Annotated in this window: 17 protein-coding genes, 1 tRNA gene, 1 other RNA gene and 1 pseudogene; 8 read left to right on the top strand and 12 right to left on the bottom strand. The window is 24.5% G+C overall.

The annotated features are described in order from the left end of the window. Positions 1-988: 988 nt before the first annotated feature. A complete protein-coding gene (gene ribF / locus J8J04_RS01570) occupies positions 989-1,897 on the bottom strand; it encodes a riboflavin biosynthesis protein RibF (protein ID WP_212331356.1) in 909 nt (302 codons plus the stop codon). A 209-nt stretch (positions 1,898-2,106) separates the two neighbouring features. On the opposite strand from ribF, the gene J8J04_RS03125 reads away from it, so the two are divergent. From J8J04_RS03125 to uvrB, 4 genes and pseudogenes are all read left to right on the top strand, one after another. Continuing rightward, positions 2,107-2,304 (top strand): GIY-YIG nuclease family protein, encoded by a 198-nt coding sequence (locus tag J8J04_RS03125; RefSeq protein WP_225885810.1) that lies wholly within the window; start codon positions 2,107-2,109, stop codon positions 2,302-2,304. A gap of 224 nt (positions 2,305-2,528) precedes the next feature. Next, positions 2,529-3,230, top strand: coding sequence for a UvrB/UvrC motif-containing protein (locus J8J04_RS03120; protein WP_225885809.1), 702 nt, complete (start codon positions 2,529-2,531; stop codon positions 3,228-3,230). Between the two features lie 222 nt (positions 3,231-3,452). Then, positions 3,453-3,611 (top strand): hypothetical protein, encoded by a 159-nt coding sequence (locus tag J8J04_RS03115; RefSeq protein ID WP_308705530.1) that lies wholly within the window; start codon positions 3,453-3,455, stop codon positions 3,609-3,611. A gap of 343 nt (positions 3,612-3,954) precedes the next feature. Further along, positions 3,955-5,920, top strand: a pseudogene (gene uvrB / locus J8J04_RS01560) (excinuclease ABC subunit UvrB). Positions 5,921-5,955: 35 nt separating this feature from the next. Here the strand turns inward: uvrB and topA are convergent. The 9 genes from topA to J8J04_RS01515 all read right to left on the bottom strand — a co-directional run bounded on the left by topA (position 5,956) and on the right by J8J04_RS01515 (position 16,171). Then, positions 5,956-7,914 carry a type I DNA topoisomerase gene (gene topA / locus J8J04_RS01555; RefSeq protein WP_212331334.1) on the bottom strand — a complete coding sequence of 653 codons (1,959 nt, stop codon included), beginning with the start codon at positions 7,912-7,914 and terminating at the stop codon, positions 5,956-5,958. Positions 7,915-7,966: 52 nt separating this feature from the next. Continuing rightward, positions 7,967-8,905, bottom strand: coding sequence for a ribosome biogenesis GTPase YlqF (ylqF, locus tag J8J04_RS01550; RefSeq protein ID WP_225885808.1), 939 nt, complete (start codon positions 8,903-8,905; stop codon positions 7,967-7,969). Between the two features lie 10 nt (positions 8,906-8,915). Further along, entirely contained in the window at positions 8,916-9,683 is a 768-nt protein-coding gene (locus J8J04_RS01545) for a hypothetical protein (protein ID WP_308705527.1), read from the bottom strand. 194 nt (positions 9,684-9,877) lie between these two features. Further along, positions 9,878-10,447, bottom strand: coding sequence for an elongation factor P (efp, locus tag J8J04_RS01540; protein ID WP_212331332.1), 570 nt, complete (start codon positions 10,445-10,447; stop codon positions 9,878-9,880). A gap of 28 nt (positions 10,448-10,475) precedes the next feature. Further along, complete coding sequence (gene miaA / locus J8J04_RS01535) at positions 10,476-11,345, bottom strand: tRNA (adenosine(37)-N6)-dimethylallyltransferase MiaA (RefSeq protein WP_212331330.1); 870 nt, start codon at positions 11,343-11,345, stop codon at positions 10,476-10,478. Between the two features lie 105 nt (positions 11,346-11,450). Then, positions 11,451-12,218, bottom strand: coding sequence for a TIGR00282 family metallophosphoesterase (locus J8J04_RS01530; protein ID WP_212331328.1), 768 nt, complete (start codon positions 12,216-12,218; stop codon positions 11,451-11,453). A 21-nt stretch (positions 12,219-12,239) separates the two neighbouring features. Continuing rightward, positions 12,240-13,814 (bottom strand): ribonuclease Y, encoded by a 1,575-nt coding sequence (gene rny / locus J8J04_RS01525; protein WP_212331326.1) that lies wholly within the window; start codon positions 13,812-13,814, stop codon positions 12,240-12,242. 1,120 nt (positions 13,815-14,934) lie between these two features. Further along, positions 14,935-15,975 (bottom strand): DNA recombination protein RmuC, encoded by a 1,041-nt coding sequence (locus J8J04_RS01520; protein ID WP_212331324.1) that lies wholly within the window; start codon positions 15,973-15,975, stop codon positions 14,935-14,937. Positions 15,976-16,094: 119 nt separating this feature from the next. Next, positions 16,095-16,171, bottom strand: a tRNA-Arg gene (locus J8J04_RS01515). A gap of 347 nt (positions 16,172-16,518) precedes the next feature. On the opposite strand from J8J04_RS01515, the gene ffs reads away from it, so the two are divergent. The 4 genes from ffs (at position 16,519) to rsmG (ending at position 20,122) form a co-directional block, all read left to right on the top strand. Next, positions 16,519-16,608: signal recognition particle sRNA small type (gene ffs, locus J8J04_RS03355), an RNA gene on the top strand. A gap of 323 nt (positions 16,609-16,931) precedes the next feature. Continuing rightward, entirely contained in the window at positions 16,932-17,591 is a 660-nt protein-coding gene (locus J8J04_RS01510; protein ID WP_212331321.1) for a hypothetical protein, read from the top strand. A gap of 46 nt (positions 17,592-17,637) precedes the next feature. Next, positions 17,638-19,494, top strand: coding sequence for a tRNA uridine-5-carboxymethylaminomethyl(34) synthesis enzyme MnmG (gene mnmG, locus J8J04_RS01505; RefSeq protein ID WP_212331318.1), 1,857 nt, complete (start codon positions 17,638-17,640; stop codon positions 19,492-19,494). Continuing rightward, positions 19,481-20,122, top strand: coding sequence for a 16S rRNA (guanine(527)-N(7))-methyltransferase RsmG (rsmG, locus tag J8J04_RS01500; protein WP_212331316.1), 642 nt, complete (start codon positions 19,481-19,483; stop codon positions 20,120-20,122). Before mnmG ends, rsmG begins: the two co-directional genes overlap by 14 nt. A gap of 22 nt (positions 20,123-20,144) precedes the next feature. On the opposite strand, the gene J8J04_RS01495 is transcribed toward rsmG, so the two are convergent. Next, positions 20,145-20,948 carry a Bax inhibitor-1/YccA family membrane protein gene (locus J8J04_RS01495; protein ID WP_212331314.1) on the bottom strand — a complete coding sequence of 268 codons (804 nt, stop codon included), beginning with the start codon at positions 20,946-20,948 and terminating at the stop codon, positions 20,145-20,147. Positions 20,949-21,274: 326 nt separating this feature from the next. Further along, entirely contained in the window at positions 21,275-22,459 is a 1,185-nt protein-coding gene (gene tuf / locus J8J04_RS01490) for an elongation factor Tu (protein WP_212331312.1), read from the bottom strand. Positions 22,460-22,569 lie beyond the last annotated feature (110 nt).

Below are 22,569 nucleotides of genomic sequence, written 5' to 3'. Positions count from 1 at the left end.
AACTGTTTATTTTTAATCAATAAACAATTTGGCTATTTTGTTGTTCTTAACTGGTTCTATTTTTTTGGGGCACTTCAAGACTATAAATATTAATTAGAGCCTATTTTTTTTATTCATTAAACTAATATTTAAAATCACTTACTTGCCAAAAATAAAAAAATTAATATAATATATAATGAGGATGTATAATACAACACTAAAATAATATAATTAAATACTTTTTTTAATAACCACTTGTTTATTTTCACTATTTTTCGTTTTATTTTTAAAAACAAAAGAGAACATAAGTATATGACAAGATCGTTAAAATAAAAATTATTAAAATTAATTACTGTATTAACATTACCACTATTGCAAATTTATTTGATAACTTTGCGCTGTTCCTTTTTTTAATACAACATAATGAATATATATGTATATATGTATGTATAAAGAATTAAAAGCTAAAATATAGAAAAACCAAAGAAACCATTAAAGAACAAAAAGAAACAGTTTTAAAGTTGATTAACCTTCTCACAACCCCTCACCCTAAGAAAATAAAAAATTAGCCAGGAAAAACAAAGAGTATCAATATCTATAAAAAAAACATATATGCCATATGCAAGCAGAATGCACAAAAAAAAAGAAAATTTGAAAAAAAGAAAACAAGGAATTAAGCAAAACCAATAAAAAAGTTTTAAATAGTCGTAATAAATATTTTTTAGTAACCATCATTGTTCTTTTTATGGTTATTGTTTGTAATTTTCGGATTAATAAATTTAACAATACTTTAGCTAAAAAAAAATTTTAGTTATTGTAATGGCTTTAATAATCATTGGATCTATCATCCTTATAAAATTTACCGAAGTTAAACAATTATTTATCTCATCATCCACAAGAAAAAATAGACATAGACAATATCAATAAAAATTTAGATAACAAAAATAAAGAAGTATCTTTGATTTATATTTAACATTGTTAAAACCCTCCTATCGATTACAACATTAATTTACCTCTTATATAATAAATTTTTAGTCATAAGAATATCTTTTTTAATTTGATCTATTAATTCACTAACATCAGTAAATTGTTTTTCTTTTCTTAAAAAAGCTATAAACTCTATATCTATAATTTGATCATATAATTCTTTTGAAACGTTATGTATAAAAACTTCTAAAATATTGTATTGGTTTTTTTCAAAAGTAGGACAATTACCAAGGTTAGCCGTTCCTAAATATCTTTTTCCTCCTAAAATCACAAAAACCGCATAAACCCCTTCATGAGGCAATAAATAATTAAAACAATATAAATTAGCAGTGGGGAATCCTAAAATACGACCTCTTTGTTTTCCAGAAATAACTTTACCCTTAACCAAATAAGGTCTCCCCAAATAAAAATTAGCTTGGTCAAGCTCCCCTTTATTTAAAAGATTTTTAATATAAGTAGTAGATAATTTATATTGATAATCATTTATTGTAAAATAATCATCAATCAAGCAAACTTCAAATTCTTTTATTAAATCTTGATAACTTCCTTTTCTTTGATAACCAAAACGGGCTTCTTTAGTAATAATAATTCTTCGAACATTATTTTGTTTTAAAACTTTAATAAAATTATCTTTAGTTAAAATTGCTAAAGTTCGATTCCATTTCCATAAAAAAAGATAATCAATGCCCAAAAGACGATAAAAATCTATTTTTTGTGCCAAAGAAGTTAAAAATAATTCTTTTTTTTGCTGAAAAAAAGACTTTGAATTAGGGATGAAATTAATTAAAGCACTTTTGGTATCTACAAAAGAAATTATTTTATTTAAAATTTGTTGATGCCCTAAATGAAGTCCATCAAAATCACCAAAAGCTAAAGTTAAAGGTTCACTCCCTTTCAAACTAGAAAATAATGAAAAATCAATAATTTTCATATTATAGTTATATTTTCTAAAATTTTAAAATTTATTCTTTGTGTATTCAAGTTTTATACCCCTTTGTAATTATTGAATTTTTATTATTTTTAAAAAGATAATTTCTTACATATATAAATCATTTTCAAAAATAATTTCAATTTTGATATAATAACATTATAGTTTATTTATAAAATAATTTATTAAAAAATGGAGGTGGTTTTTAAGAAATGTCGTTTCTTTTAGAAAAAATTAAAAATTTACCTTCTCATTCTGGTTGTTATCTTTTTAAAAATAAAAATAATACCATTATTTACATCGGCAAAGCTAAAAACTTAAAAAAACGAGTGCAAAGTTATTTCACAAAAGGACATAACAAAAAACCACTTTACTTATTCAAGAAACTAAAGATTTTTTATATATTATAACCAACAACGAACAAGAAGCTCTAATTTTAGAATCTAATTTAATCAAAAAACATACTCCTAAATATAATTTCAAACTTTTAGATGATAAAAATTATCCCTATATTGAAATCACTAAGGAAAAACATCCTGAATTAAAAATTACACGTTTTAATAAAAAAACCCCTCAAGGAAAAATTCTTTTTGGCCCTTATCCTAATCTTAAAAGCGTCAAAACTACCTTAAAATTGTTACATCTTTTGTATCCTTTAAGAAGATGTTCGCTTAATTCTAAAAAACCTTGTCTTTATTTTCATATTAACCAATGTTTAGGTTTTTGCGCAGGGAAAACAATTGATTATCAACCAAACATTAATGCTATTATTAATTTTTTAAAAGGGAATACCAAAAATATTTTAAATAAATTAAATAAAACAATGCGTAAAGCTAGCGAAAAAATGCTTTATGAAAAAGCTAAAAAATATCAAGATATTATTGAACACATTCAAACCACCACTAAAAAACAAATTATCAACAATCAAAAAATAATAAATTGTGATGTTTTAGCATATGTATTCAATCAAGATCAAATCGCTATTCAAATTTTAAAAATACAACAAGGAAATATTGTAGATTCTTATCATAGTGTTTTTTCTTATATCGGTTATCCTCAAGAAAATATTAACACTTATCTCCATTTTTATTATCAAAATAAAATTAAGCCTGAATTAATTATTACAGGAATAAATGAATTGATAAATAAAGATCTAATACAAAATAAAGAAACACAAGAAGCTATTTATTTTTGTCACAAATTATTAGCAAATATATTAAAAACTAAAATTGTGGTTGCACAAAGAGGAAATAAAAAAAAAATATATTTATTAGCTTTAAAAAATGCTCAAAATTATTTGGAACAAAATATAACTTTATTATCAAATAAAAAATGAAAAACAACAACAAGTTTTAGATGAATTATCATTTATTTTTAATAAAAATATCCAAATAATTGATGTTTTTGATAATTAAAACAATTATTTAACCAAGCTTTTGTTTCAAAAAGGATTATTTTTTCTAATTTTCATTTTGAAAAAAACTTTATCGTACTTTTCATATTCAAAATAATCTCTCTAATGAATATAGCTCTTTTGAAGAAATTTTAACTAGGTGTTATAAGAAAAAAAAAACCTGATTTAATTTTAATTGATGGTGGACTTCTGCAATTAAAAAAAAGTTTCAAAACTTTAAACCAACTTAATATCAAAATTCCCTTAGGAAGTTTACAAAAAAACAAAAAAACATCAATTAGAAAATCTTATAACAATGGATAATAAAATTGTTTTTTCGCAAAATCAAACATTATTTCAATTTTTACACAAATCACAAGTGAAGAAGTGCATCATTTTACTATCAAATGCCACCATAAAACCAAAAATAAACCCGACTATCACACAAATTTATCCAAAAAATCCCAGGAATTGGTTTAAAGCATCAAAAAAATAATATTAAATCACTTTTTAAGTTTAGATGATATCAAACAAACTTCTTAGAAAGAATTTCAAAAAATAGGAATTAATAAAAAAATATTTCATGCTATTAAAAAAAATTTATAAATAAATTTTAATATTCAAATAAACGGCAACAAAAAAAAAAAAAAAGAAAGAAATTATGAACATGAATATTTTCAAATTAAAAAACACTTTCAAACCTAGTGGAGATCAACCAGCGGCTATTCAAAAATTAATGCAAGGTTTTAATCAAGGTTTCCAAGAACAAATCCTTTTAGGGGCAACCGGAACAGGAAAAACTTTTACTATTGCCAACATTATTCAACATTTACAACAAAAAACTTTAGTAATTGCTCATAATAAAACTTTAGCAGGACAACTTTACAACGAATTAAAAGAAATGTTTCCCCACAATCAAGTAGAATACTTCATTTCTTATTATGATTATTATCAACCCGAAGCATACAAGGCTTCAAGCGATACTTACATTGAAAAAGATTCTCAAATTAATGATAAAATTGATCAATTGCGTAATAATGCTGTTAATTCTTTGTTAAGTCGAGATGATGTTATTGTAGTTGCTTCAGTTTCATGTATTTTTGGAATAGGAGATTTAAAAGATTATCAAAAAGCAACTCTATTGCTCAAAATAGGAGATATATACGAAAGAAAAACATTCTTAAGAAAATTAATAGAAATGAAATTTCAAAGAAATGAAATTAATTTTCATAGAGGAACTTTTAGAATAAGAGGAGATATTTGTTGAAATTATTCCATCATCTAACGAAGAAATTGGAATTCGTGTTATTTTTTTTGGCGAAGAAATAGAAAATATTCAACAATTTACAATTTTAAATGGGAAAGCGATTAATAATCTTAAAACTTTGCACATCTTTCCTGCAAGTCTTTATGTAGTTAATAACGAAAAAATAAAAGAAAGTATCAAAAGAATTCGCCAAGAATTAAAAGAACAAATAACACATTTTGAAAAAAAAAATAATCTTTTAGCAGCTCAAAAAATTAAAATGCGCACTTTAAATGATTTAGAATTATTGCAAGAAATAGGATATTGCAATGGAGTTGAAAATTATTCAAGACATTTATCATTGAAAGCAAAGGGAGAACCGCCATCTACTTTAATGGATTTCTTTAGCAAAGATTTTTTAACTATTGTAGATGAATCACATGTTACTATTCCTCAAATTAAAGGGATGTATTTTGGTGATTTTGCTCGTAAATCTAATTTAGTCAATTACGGTTTTAGGCTTCCTAGTGCTTTAGATAACAGACCTTTAAAATTTAAAGAGTTTGAAAATAAAATAGATAAAATGATATATCTTTCAGCAACTCCAGGAGATTATGAATTGGCTAAAAAAATACCTATTATAGAACAAATTATTCGCCCTACTTTCGTTCTTGATCCAGAAATTGAAATAAAAAGCACTAACAACCAAATGGATGATCTTTATTTTGAAATTAAAGCACGAATTAAAAAAAAACAAAGAGTTTTAATCACTACTTTAACAATTAATATGAGTGAAAATTTAACTACTTATCTTCAAGAATTAGGAATTAAAATAACTTATTTACACAGCGAAATCAAATCATTTCAAAGATTTAAAATTTTAACAGACTTAAGAACAGGTAAATATGATTGTTTAATAGGGGTTAACCTCTTAAGAGAAGGATTAGATTTACCTGAAGTGGTTTTAATAGTGATTTTAGACGCTGATAAGCAAGGTTTTTTAAGAAATGCAAGAAGTCTCATCCAAATAATAGGAAGAGCTGCGCGAAATATCGATGGAAAAGTTATTATGTATGCTGATAAAATTACTAATGCTATGCAAATTGCTATCCAAGAAACTAGAAGAAGAAGAAGTATACAACAAACTTATAATCAAAAAAATCAATTAACTCCAATCGCTATTAAAAAAAACATTATAGAAAACGTTGATTTAACATCCAAAAATGTTTCTTTGAAAAAACAAAAAATAGGAAAAAATATTAAAAATATCAAAGAGGAAATCAAAAAATTAAAAAAATTAATGCAACAATCAGCTAAAAACCTTGATTTTAATCAAGCAATTTCTTTAAAAGAATTAATTTTAAAATTAGAAAAAATGAATCAATAGGTTCTGGTCAATATCAACAATAAAAAATAAGATAATTATTGTTTTATTTTAGCAGTATTTTTACATCCAGGAAAACCACTGCATCCCAAAAAATCACCATAACGTCCTTTTTTAATCAACAAAGGAGCTTGACATAAATTACATTTTTGATCAGTTTCAATAGTTTTTGGATTTTCTATTTTTATATTTTCTAATTTAAGATTTAATTTGTTTTTCAAAGGGAAAGCATATTTGCATCCAGGAAAACCACTGCATCCCAAAAAATCACCATAACGTCCTTTTTTAATTAACAAAGGAGCTTGACATAAATTACATTTTTGATCAACTTCAATAGGTTTTGGTTTTGTTATTTTTTGATCAGCTATTTGATAAAGGTTATTAAATTTTTGGTAAAATTGTTTCAATAATTGTTTATTATCAACTTTGCCAGAAGAAATTTGTTCTAATTCTTTTTCCATTTGAGCTGTATATTTAATATCAATTATTTGTTGAAAAAATAAGTTTAAATTTTTTATAGTTAAAATACCTTGCTCAGTTGGTTGAAAACGTTTTTCTACTAAATTCACATAGAGTCTTTTTTTGAGAGTGAAAACAATTTGTGAATAAGTAGAAGGTCGTCCTATATTAAGTTTTTCTAAAGTTTTAATTAAAGTAGCTTCTGAAAAACGAGCCGGAGGGTTTGTAAATTTGCATGCATCTTGAATTTCTTCGGGAAAATAATTGTCATTCAAATTAAAAACTGGAATAATTTTATCTTTCATATTATATGGACAAACTTTTTGATAACCATCAAATATTTGAATTATTCCTTCTGTTAAAAAAGAATAGTTATCGACATGAAAAAAAACTTGATTTTTTTGAAAAATAGCTGGTTTCATTAAACTTGATAAGGATATTTTGTAAATAAGATCATAAAGTTTATATTCATATTTATCTAAATAAAACTTTAAACTTTCAGGAGTTTTTTTTAAATCAGTAGGTCTAATCGCTTCATGAGCATCTTGGGATTGGCTTTTTTTATTTTCTTGATAAACCCCTAAATATTCCAGACCATAATCATTTTTAATTAATTTTTGAGCATTTTTAACAAATAAATCAGAAAATCTTGTAGAATCAGTTCTCATATAAGTAATCAAACCTATTGATTCTCCGCAAATATCAATTCCTTCATAAAGCTTTTGTGCAACTCTCATAGTTTGGTTAGATGTCATATTAAGGGTATTAATGGCTTCTTGTTGTAAAGTAGAAGTAATTAAAGGTTTTTTAGGGTTTTTAAATATTTCTTTTTGTTGTATTTTTTTAACTATAAAAGGTTTTTCTTTTATATTTTCCATAATTTGTAAAGCTTCTAAAACTTTAATCTTTTTATTTTTATAACTTTGATATTCAGCTTGAAACCCTTTAAAAAAAGCAGTAATAAGGTGGTATTCTTCAGGAATAAAAGATTTTATTTTTTCTTCTAAGTCAACAATTAATTTCAAAGCTACCGATTGAACTCTTCCTGCTGATTGAGATTTTAGTTTTCTTACCAAACGTGACAATTTAAAACCAATAATACGGTCTAGCATTCTTCTTGTTTCTTGAGAAAACACCAAAAATTCATCAATAATTCTAGGATTTTGACAAGCTTTTAAGACCACTTCTTTGGTTATTTCGCGAAAAATAATTCTATTTTTACTTTTTGAATCCAAATTTAAAACTTGCGATAAATGCCAAGCAATTGCTTCGCCTTCGCGATCAGGATCCGTCGCTAAAAAAACTTCTTTATTTTTAGTTTTGTGAATTAAAGTTTTAACTATGGCATTTTTTTCTTTAATAATTTCATATTTAGGAACAAAACCATTTTTAATATCAATACCAAGTCTATCTTTTCCTGATAAAGATAAATCTCTAATGTGTCCTTTAGAAGATAAAATTTCCACTTTATTATCAAAAAAACGACTTAAAGTCTTAATTTTAGCAGGGGATTCTACTATAATAACTTTTGGTTTCATACTCTTTAGTTCCTTATATTTTTTGAAATTAAATCATCTTAGTTAATTAGGGTTAATTTGTAAAAAAATTATCTAACAAGGGTAAAATATCTAAATCAAAATTAATTTTACCCAAACGACCTTCCCTTATTTCTTGCAAAATAACTTGGTATACTTTCTTTTCATCAATTTTTTGATTACCAATATAAAAATTTCTTTTTTTTCCAATAAGATCAATTAAATTAACATTTTGAATATCATTTTGATCCAACATCGATAAATTAAATCTTTTGATTAAATTATTAAAATAATGTTTTTTTAAATAATTTAAGGCATGTTCTCCTAATTGTTCTAAAGGTAAAACTGAATCTTTAAAAGAACCTGATAAAGCTAAGGATAAACTAATGGTTTTATCATAAAAACGATGGTATAAAACCCCTGGAGTATCTAAAAATTGAATATTGGGATATAAAGTTTTAACCCATTGAGTTTTTTTGGTGGTTCCTGCTAAATTAGTAGTCTTTAAAACTTTTTTGCCAGAAAAACTGTTAATTAAAGTTGATTTTCCTACATTAGGCATTCCCACTATCATCATTTTAATATTTGGTTTATTTGCAAAAATACTTTTTTTTAATTTAAAACAGGAGTTTGGAGTTTGGATTATTTTAAGAGCTTGTTTATATATGGCAAAATTTTTATTTTTTTTAATAGCGTCTATTTTTAAAACCGATATTTTATTTCGGGAATAATAATCCAAAAAAGGTTTAATTTTTTGTGAATCAGTTAAAGAGAATTTATTTAACAAAAATAAAAAAGGTTTTTGATAAGTTTTTATTAAAGATAAAAGTTTAAAATTAATACTAGAAAAGGGGGTTCTGGCATCTAACATCAATAAAACTATATTAACTAAAGATAAATTTTGTTGGATTTGGTCAAAAGTTTTTTTCATATGACCAGGGAACCAATTAAATGTTTTCATTTGATTTAATCCTTCTTCTTTTTTAAAATCCATAATCTTGAATTTATCTTTTATTTTTTACTATTATTTGTGTTTGCGCCATTGAATCTAAAACTTCTTGTAATTCTTTTTCAACATCATCTTCATTATTAAAAATCTTTTTACTATAAATTTTATAAAACTCTTCTCCTGTGATGCTAATCAAAGATATTCCTATTTGAATAAAAATTAATTCTAAAGGTTTATCAAAAATAACTTTTTTAATCCAATGAAAGGGGTTGATCAAGTTTTTAACGTTATTAAAAGTATTTGTAATTTTTTTAACTTTTTGTACTTTTTGTAAAATATTTTTATTAACAATGGTTTCTCTAATGACAAATATTCTTTTTAAAGTCATTTTACGAAATAAAGTTAAAATTTTATTTTGAAAAACGCTATCAATTCTTTGATTAATATAAAGAATCAAAACTAAACTTTCATCAATGGTTAATTCTAAATAAGGATATTGTGAATTGGGATAAAATTGTTTAACAATTTCTAAAATTAATTCTTTAACAGACATCAACAATAAATTTCCGAAATTATCTTTATCTTGTTTCATTTTGGTTTTAAAAAATTGTTTTTTGTTTTCAATTAATTGTATTATAGTTTTTTCATCAATGTCGGACTTTTCCGGTTTGCTATGAGCAAAATTTTGTTGAACTTTACGCAAAGAAAGATAACAATAAAAAACACCAAAAAAAATAAATCCACTTATAAAACCAAAAAAATAACTTAAAAAGAAGATAAATTGTCTACTTATATCAATAAAAGATTTCCAAAATGACAACACAATATTCGATTTCCTTTGCTTTCTTTTTAACTTTTATAAAGCAAATTTTCATTTACATATTTAAAAAAATAAATTAACAAAAAAAATGTTACTCTAAAAATAAAGGTTTATAATAGATATTATTATCATATAATCAAATATATTGTCAAAAAAAATAAATCTATGTGCATACAACAATTAAAAAAACAATAAAATTATTTACCATTATCTCTCGATAAATAAAGTCCTGTTTCAGTGTTGACAATAATATTTTCTCCTATATTAATAAAAAGAGGGACTTTAACCACTAATCCTGTTTCCAAAGTTGCATCTTTTAATGAAGTGGTTTTAGTATCTCCTTTAACACCAGGCTCTGTATAAGTCACTTTTAAAGAAATTTTATTAGGAAGACTAATTCCTAAAATTTCATTATTTTCATAAAAAATAATTTCTACAAACAAACCTTCATAAAAATATTGGAGATATTTTTGTACTTGTTCTTTATCGATTTCTAATTGTTCATAATTTTGAGTATTAATAAAAACATATTTTTCTTCAAAAGTATAAAGAAACTGCATTTTAACTTTATTAATTAAAACAGGTTCTAATTTAATTCCTGCATTAAAAGTATGATCAATTACACTTCCAGTTCTTAAATTTCTCAATTTAGTTCGTACAAAAGCAGCTCCTTTACCAGGTTTAACATGTAAAAATTCCAATATTTGATAAATTTGATTATTAGATTTAATTGTTTGACCTGTTTTAAAATCATTTGTATTAATCATATTTATTAAACCTCCGAATTAATATAGATTAAGTTTTTTTTATAAAATTACTAATCATCTGAAAAGCTATTTGTTCTAAAAAAGGGGATAAAGCATCTAAAATAACAGGTTTCATTTGATTTTGAAACCAATTTTTTTGCCTTTTAGCATATTGCATTGTTTTTTGAATAATTAAACATTTAGCTTCATCTAAACTAAATTTCCCTTCTAAAAAACATTTAATTTCGCGATAACCAATAATATTAAAATTAGCTTTAGGAAATTTAGTTAAAAGAAATTTTACTTCTTCTATAAAACCATTTTTTAACATGTTTTCTAACCTCAAAATAACCCTGTTTTTTAAAAATTGGCGATCAATATCAAGATACAAAATTAAAAAAGAGTATAAAGGAGAATTTTTTTTATTTTTTTTAGATCTTAAATCACCTGAAAGAATATCATAATAAGCATTAATAATACGTAAAGGATTTTTTACATCTAAAACTAATTGAGGATCTTTTTTTTTGATAATTCTAAGCATATTTTCCAAATCACCATTAGTAAATTTTTGTTTTATTAATGGTTTACAACTTAACTCATAATCAAAAAGAACTGATTTAAGATATAAGCCACTACCTCCGACAAATAATGGTAAATCAATGGTAGAAATTTTTTGACGAGCATCTCTTTGAAAATGATAAATACTATAATCATTTTCAGGTGAGAGAAAATCTAAAAGATGGTGTTGATTGCCTTCCATTTCTTCTTTTTTAATTTTAGCAGTTCCGATATTATAATATTGGTACATTTGAGTAGAATCACAATTGATAATTTCAAAATTAAATTGTTTAGCTAATTTAATAGAAAGATCTGTCTTTCCTGAAGCAGTAGGGCCTGCAATAGCAACTATTTTTTTCATAAAAATTTCCTTGTAACAATAGATAACTTTTGTGTTGTCAAATATTATTTTTATAATTCGTTTTTGCACAAGTTATATATAAAAAAATATTTACTAATTATTCTCCTATTCTTCTGATAAATTAATTTTTTCAATTTTTTTTTCTGGATGCAAAGTGACAACTACTCCATTTAATTGCCTTTTTCCTTGTGCATTAGGTCTAAATAATACTTTATTTCCTAAAAAAGATTTAATGATAGGTTCTTTTTTTTTACCTATAACACCATCTTTAGCACCTGTCATTCCTACATCCGAAATATAAAGAGTTTCGCGAGGGAAAAGTCGTTCATCATTAGTTTGTACGTGAGTATGAGTGCCTACAATGGCATTAATACGGCCATCAAAATAATGAGTAAGAGCTATTTTTTCACTAGTAGCTTCTGCATGAAAATCTAAAAAAGAAAAATCATATTTGAATTTATTTTGTTCTAAAACATTTTCAATTGTTTTAAAAGGACAATAAAGTTTTGAATTAATAAAAACACGCCCTAAAGCATTCATAACTAAAATTTTTTTATCCACGCAATCAACAATTTTATAACCTTGACCTGATGATTGTTGAATGTCGTTAACAGGTCTTATTACATTAGATTTATCAATGAAATTTTTAATTTGTTTATTTTTCCAAATGTGATTTCCCATGGTAATTAAATTAACGCCTAATTTTTGCAATTTTTGATAAATTTTATAACTTAAACCAGCTCCATTATCAGCGTTTTCAGCATTTACGATAATAAAATTAGGTTGATAAGTTTTTTTTAAAAAATCGACATTTTCTGCAAAATAATCAACTCCAAGTTTGCCGTAAATATCTCCAATAAATATTATTTTCATAATAAAATCTCCTGTAAATAATCATAATTTAGCTATTTCAATAGCTCTTATTTCTCTGATAACAGTAACTTTAATAACGCCGTTATAATTAACGTCTTGTTCTATTTTTTCTTTAATAGTACGTGCAGTATGAAAAATAAAATCATCGGCTACTTTTTCGGGTTTGACAATAACTCTGATTTCGCGTCCAGCTTGCATAGCATAAGATTGAGCGACTCCTTTGATAGAATTCGCTATATTTTCTAATTGAGTTAATCTTTTAATATAATTTTCTATAGATTCTTTACGAGCTCCAGGTCTTGCAGAACTTAGAGTATCTGCGATAGCAACTAAAGCAGCAATAATGGTTTGAGGAGGTTGATCTTCATGGTGAGAAGCTATAGCATCAATAACTTCTCTTTTTTCTTGATATTTATTGGCCAAAGAAACTCCAATTTCAACATGACTTCCTTCTGTTTCGTGATTTAAAGCTTTTCCTATATCGTGAAAAAGACCAGCTCGTCTGGCCAAAATTTCATTTTCTCCAATTTCTGAAGCAAGTTTTCCTGCTAAAAAGGCTACTTCCAAAGAATGTTTTAATACATTCTGGCCATAACTAACACGAAAATGAAGTTTTCCTAAAACTTGAATCAAATCAGGGTGCACTTCGCCTATTTTAGTAATGAAAACAGCTTCTTCACCCATTTCTTTGATAAAATTATCAACTTCTAAAATCGCTTTTTCTAATGCTTTTTCAATTCTAGAAGGATGAATTCGACCATCAGAAATCAATAATTCTAAAGTTTTTTTAGCAATTTCCCTTCTAACCGGATCAAAACTACTTAAAACTACTGTAGTAGGTGAATCATCTATAATTAAATCTACCCCGGTTAAATCTTCTAAAGTTTTAATATTTCGTCCTTGGCGTCCAATAATACGACCCTTCATATTTTCATTGGGAATATCAACGACACTGATGTTTTTTTCTCCTGTAATATCGCTAGCATATTTTTGCATTGATAAAACTAAAAGCATTTTAGCTTTTTTTGACACTTCTAATTTAGCTTTTTCTTGTTCTTTTTTTATATATGCAATAATTTCGTTAGCAGAATTATCCCTAACTTCATTCATGATGATATCATAAGCTTCTTCGTGATTTAAAAAAGCAATTTGTTCTAATTTTATTTTTTGATTTTGTAAAATAATTTCTTGTTTTTTGATCTGTGTTTCTAGTTTTTTTTGATCATTAATAATAGCTTGCTGTTTAACATCTAAATATTGTTCTCTTTTGTTTAAATTTTCAGTTCTATTATTAAATAACTCTTCACGACGATTATTCTTTTTTTCTAAATTAATTATTATTTTAGTTCTTTCATGCAAATCATGTTCCATTTTCTTTTGCAAAGAAAATATTTCCATTTTAGCATTTTGAATCAATTCTTTTTCATATTGATGCAAATTATCCAATTTATCTTTAACTTGTTGTTCAAATTTTTGTTGCTCTTGATATATTTTTTTTAAATTAAAAAAAGAATAAAATAAATAACCTATTAGAACACCTAAAGAAAAAACAACAAAATAAAATAACAACGTGGGGAAACAACTTAAAGGGTTCATGTTATATTAATAACTTCCTTCTTTATTTATAAATTTATTATAAATCAAAAAAACACAAACACAAAAATGTATGTAAAATAATTGTTTTATATAATTTAGGAAACACGAGGGATAATGCACAAAATATTTTTAATAATTAATGTAACGTATTTTAAAAGTTTTTTTTATTTTTTCAATCCCTCAGACAATGAAAAAACAAAAAAAATATAAATTAACATTATCGAAAAATAAAAAAACAAGATATTTATCTTAATTACATTCAATATAAAATAGTTTTCTTTTTAGTTGTTTATTTATTGAAATAAATATTTAATATTATTCATTTTAAAATAAAAAAATTGAAAAGCTAATCTATCTAAGATTAGCTTTTATAAAAACACAATATTGATATAATTTATTAAAAATTTAAACCCAATAAATTAAATTTTTAATTTTTTCTTTTTAAGGGCAAAAATGGTTTTATTAGGCATATTTTTTGATTGTTTTAGAATGTTTTATCTGTTTTATATACCAATTTCGTTAATTCATTTGTGCATTTGAATCATAAAAAATTTCTGGAACCTCAGAAGAAATACTTTCATAAGAAGTTTCTTCTGTAATACTTTCATTTTTAAGAATTATTTTGATAATAAAAAAACACAAACCAGACCAAAAATAGATAATATCGAAATACTAATGATGAGGTAATTATTATATTTTGATTTAAACGGAAAACTCAAATAACATCCTTTAATTTTTTAAGTTAAAAAATAAGATTATCTTAAATATAGTCAAATAGATACATCTATAAATTATTTTTAAAAATAAATTTAAAATGCAACTATAAGAATATATATATATATATATATTAAATAAATAGCAGATAAAACAAGATATTAAAAAACATCAAGTATCCATGTATATTATATAACAAGTAGAAACAATATTTGCAAAATAATTACAACATAAAACAAAAGATAATATCAAAAAAAACAAAAATATCATTTATTTTACATTTTACAATAATTACAATAACTTAAAAATTATTAACTTTATTGCAACAAAACAAAAGAAACAAGGAAGAAGGGTATTTGCAAAATTTTAAAAATTAATTATTTTTTTGTTTTGGTTCCAATAATTACTAATCATTTTCTTTTTTGCGTAATTCTAATAATTTTTGATAACGTTTTTCTAAAGTTTTTTCTTTTATTTGTATGTCATCAAGAACTTTTAATACTTTTTCTAAAGCTGTTTTAAAATCGTTAATAAACACTTTATCAAAGTTTTTCATCGCTTGTAAAACATTATCAATGCAATCAAATTTTTCTTCATTATCTTGAACACTTTCAAAGATCTGAAAATAATAATCTACAGAATTTAAAATAGCTAATAAAATAGAAGGACTGGTTATAATAACATTTCTTTTAAAAGCATATGATATAATTTCTTCATCTAAATTAATTTGTGAAAAAATACTTTCAGAAGGAACAAACATGATAGCATAAGGGGCATGATCTTCTTTACTAACATATTTTTCAGTTTCTTTAATCCTTGCTTTAACGTGATCAAAAAAACGCTTTTTTAAAACGGTTTGATTTTCGGCGTTATTCATATATGCTAAAAAATCTGTAGTAGGGAATTTAGAGTCAATGGGAATTTGAACAAATTTACCATGACCTTTACACATAACATCTACCCTTAAACGTTGACCATGAATGTTAGTTTTTTTCATTAAAAATTGTTTTTCAAAAATTAGTTTATCTTTCATTTGAATGATATTTTCCAAAATACGAGTTAATAAAAATTCACCAGCTTGACCTATTTTATCGTTTTGACACAATAATTTATGAATATTTTGCACTTCTTGAAAACCAGTAACATTTTGTTCTCTTAAAACTTTTAATGAATTTTCCAGATTATTAATCAAATGTTGCTTAGTATCTTTAATTTCTTTTGTTAAACTATCTTGACTTTGATGAGTTAAATTATTGATTTTAAGATCTAATCTATCAATGACTCTTGATTCTGATTCTAAAAAATATTGTTTTAAAATATTTTGAATATTTATTTCGGGTGTTTGTGTTTTTGCAAAAAGCTTACAACAAATAATACCTATACAAATAATAACAATAATTAACAAAATTAATAAAAAAGGTATTAACCATTCAAGATAAGATCCCATGAAATTTTACATTTCCTTATTTTTGATTAAACATTTTGAAAATGTTGAAATAATATTGAAATACCGAAATAAAAATAAAAAAATAAAATAAAAGTAAAATAGTAAATAAAAAAAATATATGGCGTTTGAGAAGGGATTCGAACCCCCGACCGACGGCTTAGAAGGCCGTTGCTCTATCCTGCTGAGCTACTCAAACAATCAACACTAAAATTATAACAATAATTATTATAACATAAAATAAAATAAAATAATCAAAATCTGATATTTATTTTATCAAAAAACACCAATAATAAAATAATCACCAAAAAAATAATATATGTGAAATCAGATGATTTTATTGCAGATAAATGCTGATAAATAAAAAAAGTAAACTTCATAAATTTTCATATTTTAAAATTTAAAAAAATTTTATTTACATAAAAATTTGCATAAAAAGAAAAAAAAGTTTATAATAATAATGTGCTTTTTAAATAATATAAATTCTTAAAAATAATACAAAATTAGAATATTTTTACATATTTTATTATTAAATATTCTTTTCAAACCTTATTATTCAATAATAAAGAAATGAATTTGGTCAGGACTTGATTGAAGCAGCCATAAGTTTTTTTATTATGTGGGTGATAAGGTTTGAAAAGGTTATTTGAAAACTAAAATAATTAAAAAATAAATCAAAGAATTTTAATTTTTGTATAAAATTATCCAAACAAAATCCAAAAAAAAATAATTTAATTTTTTTTGTCATTTGATAACGTTTTTAAAATTGTAATTATATTTAATAAAATCACTTATGCACTTAATATCCATAATACTGGTTACATTAAAACAACACAAAGCAACACAATAAAAGAAATTAAATCAGGAAATAAAAAAGAAAAAATAATTATTTAATCTAAAAAAAGCATAAAAAAATAGATATTAACAACATCTTTAAATAAAAGAAATTAAGGTATTATATGAATTGGTTGTTTTTTAAACAAAACGAAAAAAAACAGTTAAAATTATTAACTAATTTTCATCATTCTTTACAAGGAGAACCTTTTTTAATAGAAGAAACAACATTAAAAGGAGAAAAAATTAAAATAGAGTTTTATTATTTATCACAAAGCAAATATTACGATAATCTTTTTCAATCAAGACAATTTGCCATTTGGACAGCTGATAAGGAGGTTTATCGTCTTTTAATTGACCAAGAATATTATCATAATTTTCAACCTTTATATAAGAAAGAAATAAATGTTATTTGGTTAGACTTTATCATGCAAATTTATTACAAGGAAATCAACTTAATTAATCGAATTAAAATTATTTTTTTAACTACTTTTCTTCCTCTTTCATTCATAATTTTTTTCATCATTAGTAAAATAACAAATAAAACATTACTTTTTATCCCTTTCATTATTTTATTAACCATCATCTTTTTAATAAATTATTGGATTAAAAATCAACAAAAAAATTTATCTTCATTTAAAGATCAAAAATTTCAAACAACCTTAAAAGAAATTAAACAATTTTTAGGAGAATCATTTTTTGAAGAACTTTTAGAAAAGCAAAAAAATTATAATCCTTCTTATTCACAATACATTCAAAACGAAAATGACAAAAATAATAATTAAATAACTAAAAAAAAATCATCGTTTCAAAAAGAAAGGATTATTTCAAATGATTTATGATGGCATTGTTATCGGAGCAGGACATGCAGGAATAGAAGCCGCTTTAGCGCTAGCTAAAAAACATAAAACCTTGTTAATTTCTGGTTCTTTGAGTCAAGTTGCTTCTTTACCGTGTAACCCTTCTATCGGCGGACCTGCTAAAGGAGTTGTTGTCCGTGAAATAGACGCTTTAGGCGGAGTTATGGGAAAAGCCGCAGATCTAACTCAAATCCAAATTAAAATGCTTAACTCTTCCAAAGGACCTGCAGTAAGAGCTTTAAGGGCTCAAATTGATAAACTAAAATATCCTCAAGTGATTTTAAAAATGTTAAAAGAAGTTTTTAATTTAACTTTATTAGAAGGATTAGTTAACAATTTATTAATACAAAACAAACAAATTAAGGGTGTATGTCTTGTAAATGGCCAAAAAATTTATAGTAAAACCGTTATTATCACTACAGGAACTTATTTAGCAAGTCAAATTTTAATTGGTTCAACTAAAAAAGAATCTGGACCTAACAGCAACCCAACTACTTATGGGATTAGCCAACAACTAAAAAACTTAGGGTTTGAAATTATTCGCCTTAAAACAGGAACTTCACCCCGAATTAAAAAATCAACAATTGATTATACCCAAACCCAAATTCAATTAGGAGATAATCACTTACAAACTTTTAGTTTCAATAGTCCTATCAAAACTCTAAATCATCAAGAACCTTGCTTTTTAACTCACACAAACGAAAAGACACATCAAGTAATTCAAAAACATCTTTCAAAATCAGCTATGTATGGCGGTCATACCAAAGGAGCAGGACCACGTTATTGTCCTTCTATTGAAGATAAAGTAGTTCGTTTTTATGATAAAAATAATCATCAAATTTTTATTGAACCAGAAAGTTTATCTTTAAATGAAATGTATTTACAAGGTCTTTCAACTAGTATGCCTGAAAACGTACAACACGAAATATTAAAAACTATTCCTGGTTTACAAAATGCTGAAATTACAAAATATGCTTATGCAATTGAATATGATGTTTTCAATCCTAATCAATTAAAACACAACTTAGAAACTAAAAAAATTTCTCATCTTTTTTTCGCAGGACAAATGAATGGAACTAGTGGTTATGAAGAAGCAGCATGTCAAGGATTAATGGCAGGTATTAACGCTTCTTTGAAATTGCAAAATAAACCCGCTTTTGTCTTAAAAAGAAATGAAGCTTATATTGGTGTTTTAATCGATGATTTAATTACTAAAGGGACTCAAGAACCTTATCGTTTATTAACTTCACGCGCTGAATTTCGTTTATTATTAAGACATGATAACGCTGACTTACGTTTAAAAGATTATGGTTATCAACTAGGATTAATAGATGATAAAAAGTACTATAATTTTAACATCAAAAAAGAAAAGATCAAACTATTATTAGAAAAAGCCCAAAATTTAGAAATTTTACCTAATGAATCTAACTTAAGTTACCTCCAAAATTTAAATTCTTCCCCTTTTGTTGGAAAAACAACATTATCACAATTATTAAAAAGACCTGAATTAAATTATCAAGTATTACAATATTTTTTAAAAAAACAAGTTGATCAAAACATTTATGAACAAGTTGAAATACAAATTAAATACGAAGGGTATATTGCAAAAGCCAAAAAAGAAGCTCAAAAATTATTAAAATTAGAAGGGAAGATAATTCCTAAAACAATCAATTATTTAGAAATTCACAATTTATCCCAAGAAGCAAAAGAAAAATTAAACTTTATCAAACCAGAAACTTTAGGACAAGCTTCTAGAATATTAGGAGTAAACCAAGTAGATCTTTCTATCTTATTGGTTTATTTAGAAAAACAACATGCTTTGCTGTAATTTATTAAAACAAACATTTAATCTTAATAACAAACAATTAGAACAATTTGATTTTTATTATAAATTTTTGATAGAAGAAAATCAAAAAATGAATCTCACCAGCTTAACTTCTTTATCAGATGTTTATTATAAACATTTTTATGATTCTTTAGCTTTAACAAAAGTATTTGATTTTACACAAATTAGTAATATTTGCGATGTTGGTTCAGGAGCTGGATTTCCCAGTTTTCCTTTGAAAATTATCAATCCACATTTAAACATTTATATTGTAGAATCTTCTTTAAAAAAAATTAGTTTTTTAAAAAAATTAGCTTTTCGTTTATCTTTAAAAAATATCTATTTTTTTCACCAAAGAGCAGAAAATCATAACCCTAAAACCCATAATAAAGGTTATGATTGTGTTGTCACAAGAGCCTTAGGAAATTTAAGTTTAATTTTAAAATGGTGCGCTTTTTTGGTTAAAAAAAAGGGGCATTTTATCGCCATGAAAGGTAAAAATTTCGCCCAAGAATTAAAAGATAATCAAAAACTATTAAAAAAAATGAAAATTGATTTAATAACAATAAATCAATTAGAATTACCAATGAATTTAGGAACTAGAGCGAATTTATTATTCCAAAATAAATAAAAAAGACCATATATAAGTGGTCTTATTTTTTTGTATCGCCCATTAATCTTAATAAAAGACTAAAAATTCTGATAAAAATATGAATTAAAGTTGATGCAAAAATTAAAGATATTTGCCATTCGTATTTTTTAGGCATTCCTTGTTGAATCATTTTCTCAGTATAATCAAAATTAAGAGCTAATTGTAAAGATACAAAAACTAACATAACTAAACTGATAGGAATTGTTAAAATACTGTGATGAATTATGTTTTCCAATGTTCCAATTCCAAACATAATAAGAACTAAACGAACCAAATAAGCAATTAGAAGGGCTGCACCACAATTAAACATAATAGTTCTAAATCTATTAGTAACTTTTAAAATCCCTTTATAATAAGCATGAGCCATGATTAAAAAGACAATAACAGTCGAGAATATAGCAATAAAAGCTATATCAATCCATTTATTATAAACCACATTAACAAAAATCAATAAAACGGATAAAAAAAGTCCTTCTATAAAAACATAAAGTAAACTCAACATTTTAGAATTGTGAATTTGAGTCATTCCCATTTGATAAACAAATATACTTGCAAAACATAATATTAACATAACATAATATAAACTTGAAACACCATAATTGCCTATATTTAATCGATTTTTAAAAATCATAAAAAAAGCAATAGCAGTAATAGAAGTTATAAGCAAAAGCAAAATAGTCTTAAAAGCAATACCTTTGCGATTTGCTTGAAGTTTATAATCGTTTGTTTCATCAAAAGAAAGAAATGTATTTTTAATTTTTTCTAAAGAATCATTTACTTTAATGATATTATTATTTGATTTCATTCAAAAAAACCACCTTTTTTTATTAATTAATAATATTTAATATCTTAAATTTAACTATTTTAATGAATTACATATTCATTATTTTAAATCATTACTTTTTTACTTATGAATAAACAAGTACACTTATATATTACTTTTTTTTCAAAAAAAATGCAAGTTATTTGTCTTTTTATTTAAAAAAATTTATATTTAATATTCATTTATTTGTCAAATAAAAAAAAGAAATAACGTGTTTTTTTTATAAAAACTGATTGCAAGTCGTTTAAAAAAATAAAAACCCATAATAAAGGGTTTTTATTTTGTAAATTTTATAAAGTTAAAATAATTTATTTAATAATTTTAGAAACAGTTCCTGCACCAACTGTTTTACCGCCTTCACGAATAGAAAACTTAGTTCCTTCTTCAATAGCAATTGGATTATTCAAAGTAACAGTCAATTCTGCATTATCGCCTGGCATCACCATTTTAGTTCCTTCTGGTAAATGAATAACAGCTGTAATATCTGTAGTACGTATATAAATTTGAGGACGGTATTCTGAGAAAAAGGCAGTATGGCGTCCTCCTTCTTCTTTAGTTAACACATAAACTTGAGCTTCAAATTGAGAATGAGGTTTTACAGAACCTGGTTTAGCCAACACTTGACCACGTTGAACATCTTCTCTGTTGATTCCACGTAATAAAGCACCAATATTATCACCAGCTTGAGCTAAATCTAAATCTTTTTTAAACATTTCTATAGCTGTAACAGTAGTTTTTTTAGTTTCTTTTAAACCAATGATTTCTACTTCATCACCAACTTTGATTTTTCCTCTTTCAACTCTCCCTGTAGTCACTGTTCCTCTACCGGTAATAGTGAAAACATCTTCTATTGGCATCAAAAATGGACGATCAACTTCACGAACTGGATCTTCAATGTAAGTATCTAAAGTGTTAATTAATTCATTAATTTGAGCAACATAATGAGCATCACCTTCTAATGCTTTTAAAGCCGAACCTCTAATAATAGGGGTGTCATCTCCTGGAAAATCATATTTAGATAATAATTCACGAATTTCTATTTCAACTAACTCTAAAATTTCTTCATCAGGACAAAGATCACATTTATTTAAAAACACTAATATTTTTGGAACTCCAACTTGTCGTGCTAATAAAATATGTTCTCTTGTTTGAGGCATTACACTATCTGAACCAGAAACAACTAAAATAGCTGCATCCATTTGAGCGGCACCAGTAATCATATTTTTTATATAATCGGCATGTCCAGGACAATCTACATGAGCATAATGTCTTTTGACAGTTTCATATTCAACGTGAGAAGTTTTAATAGTAATACCACGTTCTCTTTCTTCAGGAGCATTATCAATTTGATCATAAGATCTACTTTTTGCTAAACCTTGAGATGATAACACCTCAGTTATAGCAGCAGTTAAAGTAGTTTTTCCGTGGTCAACATGACCGATAGTTCCAACATTTAAATGTGGTTTATTTCTTATAAATTTTTCATTAGCCATTTTCAAAGGCCTCCTTTTAATTTGGTTTGAGGTTTTTTAATAATTATTACCATTTAAATTTTAACTTATTTTTTTAATAAAACAACTCTTTTATGAAAAAAAAGAAGGAA

Origin of the sequence: 'Fragaria x ananassa' phyllody phytoplasma (assembly GCF_018274325.1) — a bacterium.
Taxonomy (GTDB): Bacteria; Bacillota_I; Bacilli_A; order Acholeplasmatales; family Acholeplasmataceae; genus Phytoplasma.
This window is presented reverse-complemented; position numbering and strand designations above follow the sequence as displayed.

Excerpts from the sequence above, each read along its gene's own strand:
- tuf (WP_212331312.1), bottom strand. The coding sequence starts at position 22,459 with ATGGCTAATGAAAAATTTATAAGAAATAAACCACATTTAAATGTTGGA.
- topA (WP_212331334.1), bottom strand. The coding sequence starts at position 7,914 with ATGAAACCAAAAGTTATTATAGTAGAATCCCCTGCTAAAATTAAGACT.
- J8J04_RS01520 (WP_212331324.1), bottom strand. The coding sequence starts at position 15,975 with ATGGGATCTTATCTTGAATGGTTAATACCTTTTTTATTAATTTTGTTA.
- J8J04_RS01510 (WP_212331321.1), top strand. The coding sequence starts at position 16,932 with ATGAATTGGTTGTTTTTTAAACAAAACGAAAAAAAACAGTTAAAATTA.
- rny (WP_212331326.1), bottom strand. The coding sequence starts at position 13,814 with ATGAACCCTTTAAGTTGTTTCCCCACGTTGTTATTTTATTTTGTTGTT.
- efp (WP_212331332.1), bottom strand. The coding sequence starts at position 10,447 with ATGATTAATACAAATGATTTTAAAACAGGTCAAACAATTAAATCTAAT.
- J8J04_RS03125 (WP_225885810.1), top strand. The coding sequence starts at position 2,107 with ATGTCGTTTCTTTTAGAAAAAATTAAAAATTTACCTTCTCATTCTGGT.
- mnmG (WP_212331318.1), top strand. The coding sequence starts at position 17,638 with ATGATTTATGATGGCATTGTTATCGGAGCAGGACATGCAGGAATAGAA.
- ribF (WP_212331356.1), bottom strand. The coding sequence starts at position 1,897 with ATGAAAATTATTGATTTTTCATTATTTTCTAGTTTGAAAGGGAGTGAA.
- rsmG (WP_212331316.1), top strand. The coding sequence starts at position 19,481 with ATGCTTTGCTGTAATTTATTAAAACAAACATTTAATCTTAATAACAAA.
- J8J04_RS01530 (WP_212331328.1), bottom strand. The coding sequence starts at position 12,218 with ATGAAAATAATATTTATTGGAGATATTTACGGCAAACTTGGAGTTGAT.
- miaA (WP_212331330.1), bottom strand. The coding sequence starts at position 11,345 with ATGAAAAAAATAGTTGCTATTGCAGGCCCTACTGCTTCAGGAAAGACA.
- ylqF (WP_225885808.1), bottom strand. The coding sequence starts at position 8,905 with ATGGATTTTAAAAAAGAAGAAGGATTAAATCAAATGAAAACATTTAAT.
- J8J04_RS01495 (WP_212331314.1), bottom strand. The coding sequence starts at position 20,948 with ATGAAATCAAATAATAATATCATTAAAGTAAATGATTCTTTAGAAAAA.